1 protein-coding gene is annotated in these 614 nt (G+C 42.3%); it reads left to right on the top strand.

What is annotated here, in order from left to right:
• A partial coding sequence (locus DCC82_RS17100; RefSeq protein WP_097355139.1) for a Uma2 family endonuclease occupies positions 1-461 on the top strand: 461 nt, incomplete at its 5' end.
• Positions 462-614: the final 153 nt, after the last annotated feature.

Genomic DNA, 614 nt, shown 5'->3' with positions numbered 1-614 from the left:
CTTCGTTTACCCATCAATATATCATCGGTGAGCTTTATGCGGCGTTGCGGGATTATTTTCAACAACAAGGATGCATAGTGGTCATGGCACCGTTTGATGTCATATTCGCTTCAAATCTTGATGACAAATCTGTGAAAAATGTGGTGCAGCCCGATATTTCCGTTATTTGTGATCGAGAGAAAATCACAGAAAAGGGATGCGTAGGCGCACCTGACTTAATCGTAGAGGTGTTGTCTCCGAGTACGGCGTTAAAAGACCGAAATGAAAAATACAAATTATATCAACGGTTTGAAGTAAAAGAATACTGGATGGTTGACCCGCTGCATCGAACTATCGAGGTGTACGGATGGCATAACGGAGTATATGAAAAAAGGGAAGTATTTGGAGAACAAGATGTGCTAGTTTCTTTTCTGCATCCAGACTTAAAGATTTGCCTAAAAGATGTGTTTCAACGGTTATAATAAACACATATATGCGCACATGTTTAGAACGGCTGTGAAAACAAACACCCCCATCTGTTTGGCGATGGGGGCAATTTCATCGTGGAGAGAACGTTACGGATGGAGAGGTTATTGTTGCTGGGAGAGCTTGCGGATTTTTCGGTCATGTTGGGC

Source organism: Geobacillus sp. LYN3 (genome assembly GCF_003064505.1).
GTDB lineage: Bacteria > Bacillota > Bacilli > Bacillales > Anoxybacillaceae > Parageobacillus_B > Parageobacillus_B toebii.
Note: the sequence above shows the minus strand (reverse complement) of the source record. Positions and strands in the feature narration are given on the sequence as shown.